General features: G+C 57.9%; 5 protein-coding genes. 1 reads left to right on the top strand and 4 read right to left on the bottom strand.

The window, feature by feature from the left end:
• Positions 1 to 133: 133 nt before the first annotated feature.
• The 4 genes from FN828_RS08980 to nusG all read right to left on the bottom strand — a co-directional run bounded on the left by FN828_RS08980 (position 134) and on the right by nusG (position 4,896).
• Positions 134 to 970 (bottom strand): DUF3883 domain-containing protein, encoded by an 837-nt coding sequence (locus FN828_RS08980; RefSeq protein ID WP_142493055.1) that lies wholly within the window; start codon positions 968 to 970, stop codon positions 134 to 136.
• Between the two features lie 473 nt (positions 971 to 1,443).
• Positions 1,444 to 2,460: a UDP-glucose 4-epimerase GalE gene (gene galE, locus FN828_RS08975; protein ID WP_142493054.1), complete on the bottom strand. Its 1,017-nt coding sequence runs from the start codon at positions 2,458 to 2,460 to the stop codon at positions 1,444 to 1,446.
• A 13-nt stretch (positions 2,461 to 2,473) separates the two neighbouring features.
• Positions 2,474 to 4,291 (bottom strand): glutamine--fructose-6-phosphate transaminase (isomerizing), encoded by a 1,818-nt coding sequence (gene glmS, locus FN828_RS08970; RefSeq protein ID WP_142493053.1) that lies wholly within the window; start codon positions 4,289 to 4,291, stop codon positions 2,474 to 2,476.
• Positions 4,292 to 4,383: 92 nt separating this feature from the next.
• Positions 4,384 to 4,896, bottom strand: a complete 513-nt coding sequence (gene nusG / locus FN828_RS08965; RefSeq protein WP_142493052.1) for a transcription termination/antitermination protein NusG — start codon at positions 4,894 to 4,896, stop codon at positions 4,384 to 4,386.
• A gap of 216 nt (positions 4,897 to 5,112) precedes the next feature.
• On the opposite strand from nusG, the gene FN828_RS08960 reads away from it, so the two are divergent.
• Entirely contained in the window at positions 5,113 to 6,663 is a 1,551-nt protein-coding gene (locus tag FN828_RS08960; protein ID WP_268987206.1) for a recombinase family protein, read from the top strand.
• The last annotated feature ends 28 nt before the right edge of the window (positions 6,664 to 6,691 follow it).

The following is a 6,691-nucleotide window of genomic DNA, read 5'->3' as shown; positions in this document are numbered from 1 at the left end:
GGGAAAGAACGGTCGCAGCCGCGCCATCTGTTCGTCGGTCAGCCAAAATAGATTGCTCATGATACCCCCTGAAAGTTTGGGGATTTGAAGCATGCGACCAATGCGATCTCAAGCCGATTAATGGGTCCTGAGCCTAGTGGAAACTCGCCTGAAAGGACGTCGCGGTCAGCGAGACATGTGCGTCCAGCGGCGGGTGCAGCTCAAACGCTTTTGGCTCGCGCGCGAAGTTCCAGAGCCGGAACAGAGACCATTCCGAACGCCGCTCCTGGGCCACCGCCAGCTCGTTGCGGCTGATGTGGAAAGGGGTACGTTCCCAGCCATTCGTCGTTTTCACCTCGATCAGGCGCGGACGGCCATCCGTCGCGAAGCTGGCGATATCGTAGCCGGCACCATCGCCATCCTCCTCCGAAACCCACCGGACCTTGCGAGCAAGATCATCGCGACCTGCTGATTTGAGGGCTCCTCGTTCATGCGCCAGCACGCGTTCCTCACCGGCGCGACCGAGGGCGCGGTTTCGCTCGTCTCTCGCCGCAACATCGAATTTGCGGGCGATGTGCAGCATCTGCTCCAGTTCCTGTGGCGGCGGCTGGTTCGACAACGTGGGCGGCGGCCCGATCCAGATCGGCCGCGCCTCCGCAAGGCCAGTAGGCGCTCGAATACCTGAATGGCGACCGAGCCAGGCCGGGTTTAGCGCCAGCCAGCGCGCCACGGCATCCACCAACGTCATCTGGAAATTGAAGGCAGGCTTGTAGCCCGGGATCCAGTCTTCACCCAGCCCCTTTAGCACGGCGCTGATGTTCTGGTGTTTGAACTCGACCGATCCTTCGGAGCGATCGTTCAACAGCGGCAGAAGCCCGCGACGGTGCTCGGCCTTGTTGTACGAGCGACCAGAGACGTCATCGGCCAGCATCGCGAAGTAATCCGCGACGATCAAGTCGTTCTCTTGATCTGACCAAGCCCCGTTTGACATTGCGCCAGGCTAGGGGCGAAAACTGCGTTTGTCACCAAAGGCTTCGCGCAACCCTACTAATTAATGCGCAACGGAACGCCGCCTTCGGGTGTCTCTGTTCGCACCGAGAGCAGACGAACCGGGGTCAACTGCGGCGTAGTTAGATTTCATCAAATCACTGAAAAGACGTCACTTTTTGAATCCGTCTCGATTTCCATGAAGGGCGGTTGGAAAGAGACGCGGGGCGTTCAGAGACCGATTTCGGCGGAAATACCAGTCTCCGAAAGTCGGATTGCTCCGCTAAACCCCTTTGAAATAAAAAGAAAAAAGGCCCCGTCAGGGACCTCATCTCGGGTTTGCGATGTGCAAGTGGCGGAGGGACCGGGTCTGGCAGCGAACCCTCTCTACCCACTAAGCCATTGTAATCATTGATACCGCACTGAGTTCGAGAACCATTCGCCCAAACGGCTCTGGGAACGAACACTGGCCCTATGTCAATCCTCCACATAGCCATTGGGATTGGTGGATTGCCAGTTCCAGGTGGTCCTGCACATGTCGGCAACGTCCAGCTTGGCTTTCCACCCGAGAAGGCGCTCGGCTTTGCCAACCGCCGCCAGGCTGCGCGCCACATCGCCTTCGCGGCGCGGTCCAATCTGATAGGGCACCGCGCGTCCGGAGGCATGCTCAAACGCTTTCACCATCTCAAGTACCGTGGCGCCGTGGCCCGTGCCAACATTTATGGCCTCGCACCCCATGGAGGTCGCAGAAAACTCAATAGCGGCCAAATGGGCCCGCGCCAGATCTTCGACATGGATGTAATCGCGCTCTCCGGTTCCATCTCGAGTTTCATAATCAGCGCCAAAAACATTCAGGTGCTTCAAACGCCCAACTGCGACCTGCGAGATGTACGGAACGAGATTGTTCGGAATGCCATTGGGGTCTTCACCGATGCGGCCCGAAGCATCCGCTCCAACCGGATTGAAATACCGCAGCAATACCGCGCTTGCTGCCTTCCACGAGGCAGCCCAATCGCGAATGATTTCCTCGATAAAATACTTGGTGCGACCGTACGGGTTCGTCGGCTGCAGCGGGTGAATCTCGTCGTACGGTAAATATTTCGCTTCCCCATAGACTGTCGCTGAAGAGGAAAACACAATCCGGCGACAATCATGCCGTTGCATGGCTTTCAACAGCTCAATCGAACCTGAAACATTCTGCGCATAATATTCGAGCGGCTTTTCATTGGATTCCCCGACAGCCTTTAGACCCGCGAAATGGATAACGGCTTCGGGTCTGAAACCTGCAAACGCCTCACCCAATCTGCCCGCATCCTGGATATCACCTTCACAGATTTCGAAGTCAGCGTTGGCAAGCTGCTTGACGCGGCTCAAAGCCTCCGGGGAGCTGTTCGAATAGTTGTCGTACACGAGGACGTCATGGCGCTCGCGCAGCAGCTGGAGCAGCGTATGACTTCCAATGTAACCCGCACCGCCAGTAACTAAAATACGCATTGTGTCTCTCCGATCATTCCACTGTCACCGACTTCGCCAGATTTCTCGGCTGATCCACATCAGTCCCACGGGCAAGCGCTGTGTTGTAAGCAAGCATCTGAGCAGGGATTGCGTAAATGAGCGGCGCGACGATAGTCGGGGCCTTCGGCATCACGATCACGTTCTGGACTTCGCCGGCGAGCTTGGCCCCGTCAGCGTCTGTCAACAAAATGACCTGCCCATGACGTGCCATTACCTCTTGCATGTTTGAAATCGTTTTTTCAAAGAGCACGTCCCTCGGGGCGAAGATGACGACAGGCAATGTCTTGTCGATGAGTGCAATAGGACCGTGCTTCAACTCGCCCGCGGCATAAGCCTCAGCGTGGATGTAACTGATCTCTTTGAGCTTGAGCGCGGCCTCCAACGCCATCGGGAACATCGCCCCGCGGCCGAGAAAGAGAACATCATCGCTTTCGGCGAGTTCTTCCGCGATACGCGCATACTCCTGCGCTCGATCGAGCGCCTGAGACATAAGACCAGGTGCGGCTTGGATCTCCGACATGAGCGTTGTGAGATCATCGGCATTCATCTTGCCTCGATCCAGCCCAGCCTTGGCAGCGAGCAAGAGAAGGGAGAGCAACTGCGCCGTGAAGGCCTTTGTCGACGCCACACCGATTTCGGGGCCTGCAAGAATAGGCATCACCACATCGGCCTCGCGCGCGATCGACGACGTGGGCACATTCACAACAGCGAGCGTGCGCCGCACGTGCCCGGCTACGTGCCGAAGCGCCGCAAGCGTGTCAGCGGTTTCGCCAGACTGGCTCACGACGATCAACAAATCATCGCGCTCAAGCACAGGGTCACGATACCGAAACTCCGAGGCAATATCGATTTCAACCGGTATGCGGGCGATCTGCTCAAACCAGTATTTGGCCACTTGGCAGGCGTAGAAGGCTGTCCCGCAGGCCACCATGACAACCCGGCGTATGTCGTTGAACTGGACGCCTTCAGGTAAATTCAAGATTCCATCAGCCTCATTGGTGTAGGCGGCCAGGGCTTTCTGAATGATGCTCGGCTGCTCAGCCATTTCCTTGGCCATGAAGTGCCGATGCCCCGACTTATCGACTGTCGCGCTCTCTACGGCGATCGTTGCGATTGGTCGATCTACCTGGACCGCACTTGCATCGAATACTTGAACCGCACTGCGTGTGATTGCTGCCCAATCCCCTTCCTCAAGATAAGTCAGCTTGTCAGTCAGAGGCGCCAGCGCGATGGCATCCGAGCCGACATACATCTCGCCTTCCCCGTGGCCAATTACCAAGGGGGAGCCGCGGCGTGCGGCAATGAGCAGGTCCTCCTCCCCTTCAAACAGGAATGCCAATGCAAAGGCACCCTCCAAGCGCCCCAAAGTCGCACGGGCAGCCGCCACAGGGGGCATCCCATCTGCGAGGTGCTTGTTCGCGAGATGGACGATGGTCTCAGTATCGGTCTCGGACGTGAACTTGGCACCTGCTGCAATAAGCTCGTCCCGCAATTCGCGGAAGTTCTCGATGATTCCATTATGGACGACTGCGACAGGCCCCGAGCGATGGGGATGTGCATTTTCAACGCTTGGCACCCCATGTGTTGCCCAACGCGTGTGACCAATACCCGCAAACCCTCTGAGTGGTTCACGTACCAGAAGATCTTGCAGGTTTATCAGCTTTCCAGTCGCCCGGCGCCGTTCGAGGGCGCCCTCATGGATAGTGGCAATCCCAGCACTGTCATACCCTCGGTATTCAAGCCGCTTCAGCGCATCCAGAATGACTGGAGCAACCTCATGCGCCCCCAGCACGCCCACAATCCCACACATAAAAGTTTGCCCTTTTTCCTACTCGTGCCGTCACTCTGATACGGTCACGGTTTCAAATTGATATTTCCTGATAGGCTTTTCGATCGGCGATATCAAACCGCCCGCAGCTGATCCGCCCCGACCGCAACCCTGGTCTGCGCACCCATGAGTTCCATCAGGACCCAAACGCGCCGATCCGGTGCGATCTTTTCCACCTCTGCCACAAAATTGGCAAAGGGTCCCTTGGTGAGGGTCACCTGGTCACCCGGCTTCAGAAGCTTCGGCGGCAGCAATTTGCCCTTCGCGTCACAGCGCAGCATCAGCTGAGAGACTAGGTCCAGCGGTACGGCCGTCGGCTCTTTGCCGAAACTCACCAGCCGCGTGATGCCGTAGGTCGAGTTGACCGTGCGCCAGAACCCGCGGGCCACATCGAACGCCACGAAGATGTAACCCGGAAACAGAGGCCGCATGGTAGTGACGAACTTGCCGTTGCGCTGGCGTGTCTCCTCTTCCATCGGCAGGAAGGTCTGAAAGCCTTGGCGCTTGAGGTTCTTGTCCGCGATATTGGCGCAGTTCGGCTTCAGCTGCGCCAGAAACCAGCTTGTACCGCGATCATGGAATGTCATCTCGAAACCTCATTAAAACTCTACCGCCCACATATCGCTCGAACTTGAACAGATGCAAGTATGGTTTTCCGGGTGTTTGGTGGCATCTTGATGAAGGCTTCCCGGCCATCACCGCCCAGGGCATTGATATAATGGAATAATCCAGCACTATCAGCTTGATACACCCTGCGACCCGAGCAAACGTCCGAGCGACTTGACGACGGATTGGAGGCTGAGTTGGACGGGAGTGGCGAGATTACCGAGTTTCGGGCGGCGCAATATGTGCGCATGTCGACGGAGCACCAGCAGTACTCGACCCACAACCAATCCGACAAAATCCGCGAATACGCCGAGAAGCGTGGAATCGAGATCATCAAGACCTATGCCGACGACGGCAAGAGCGGCCTTTCCATCGGCGGGCGCGCTGCCCTGCAGCAGTTGATTGCGGATGTGGAATCCGGCGCGGCCGATTTCAACGTGATCCTGGTCTATGACGTCAGCCGCTGGGGCCGGTTCCAAGACGCCGACGAGAGCGCCTACTACGAATACATCTGCAAGCGCGCCGGGATCAACGTCGCCTATTGCGCCGAGCAATTCGAGAATGACGGCTCGCCGGTTTCGACCATCGTCAAGGGTGTCAAACGCGCCATGGCCGGCGAGTACAGCCGGGAGCTTTCGGTCAAGGTCTTCGCCGGCCAATGCCGTCTGATTGAGTTGGGGTTCCGCCAAGGCGGCATGGCTGGCTTTGGCTTGCGCCGGGTGCTGGTGAACGAGCGCGGCGAGATCAAGGGCGAGTTGAAGCGCGGCGAGCATAAATCACTGCAGACCGACCGTGTGATCCTGATGCCCGGGCCCGACGAGGAAGTAGCCTGGGTCAACAAGATGTATCGCTGGCTGATCGAAGAAGATCTGTCCTTCCGCGAGATTGCCGACCGCTTGAACGAGGAAGGCGTGACGACCGATCTGGATCGTCCATGGAATTCTGGCACAGTGCGCACGGTTCTGACCAATGAGAAATACATCGGCAACAATGTCTACAACCGCTCCTCCTTCAAACTGAAGAAGCTGCATGTGGAAAACCCACCGGACATGTGGGTGCGCAAGGAAGGCGCCTTTGAAGGGATTGTGCCGCTTGAGTTCTTTCTGACCGCGCAAGAGATCATAACGGCGCGGTCTGCCCGACTGTCGGACGAGGAACTACTGGATCACTTGAAACGGCTTTACGCGGACGCGGGTCAACTTTCTGGGGTGCTGATCGACCAGACGCCGGACATGCCGTCGTCCTCGGCCTATCGAAATAGGTTCGGTTCACTCGCTCGTGCCTATGAAATGATTGGCTATCGCTCAGACAGGGATCAGGAGCGCATTGCGCTCAACAAGCGCCTGCGTGGAATGCACCCGGAGATCATTGCGCGGACCGAGGCGGCGATTGCAGAGGTGGGCGGCACGGTGGCGCGTGATCCCAAGACCGACCTGCTGACCATCAACGATGAGATGGTCGTGAGCCTCGTCCTGGCGCGCTGCCAGCCCCAGGGCGACGGCCGCCTACGCTGGCGGATCCGGTTTGACCCGATGCGCTATCAGGCTGACGTCACGCTGGCGGTGCGGCTCGATCCGGAAAACCGCGACGAGCTCGATTACTACCTGCTGCCTTGGCTCGATCTACCCCGTCAAGAAATCCGCCTCTGCAACCGCACCAGCATCGCCTTCGAAGCCTTCCGCTTCGAGGACCTCGGCTTTTTCTACGGCATGGCCGAACGGGTCGGCATTCGCCGGAAATGGGGATGAGGAACGGGATGATGGAGATCAGTAAAAG

Source organism: Thalassovita litoralis, assembly GCF_900182725.1.
In the GTDB taxonomy this organism is placed as follows: domain Bacteria; phylum Pseudomonadota; class Alphaproteobacteria; order Rhodobacterales; family Rhodobacteraceae; genus Thalassobius; species Thalassobius litoralis.
The sequence above is the reverse complement of the archived record's forward strand: the minus strand, read 5'-3'. Positions and strand labels throughout refer to the sequence as shown.

Coding starts and splice junctions, on each gene's coding strand:
- FN828_RS08980 (WP_142493055.1), bottom strand. CDS start 970: ATGTCAAACGGGGCTTGGTCAGATCAAGAGAACGACTTGATCGTCGCG.
- glmS (WP_142493053.1), bottom strand. CDS start 4,291: ATGTGTGGGATTGTGGGCGTGCTGGGGGCGCATGAGGTTGCTCCAGTC.
- galE (WP_142493054.1), bottom strand. CDS start 2,460: ATGCGTATTTTAGTTACTGGCGGTGCGGGTTACATTGGAAGTCATACG.
- nusG (WP_142493052.1), bottom strand. CDS start 4,896: ATGACATTCCATGATCGCGGTACAAGCTGGTTTCTGGCGCAGCTGAAG.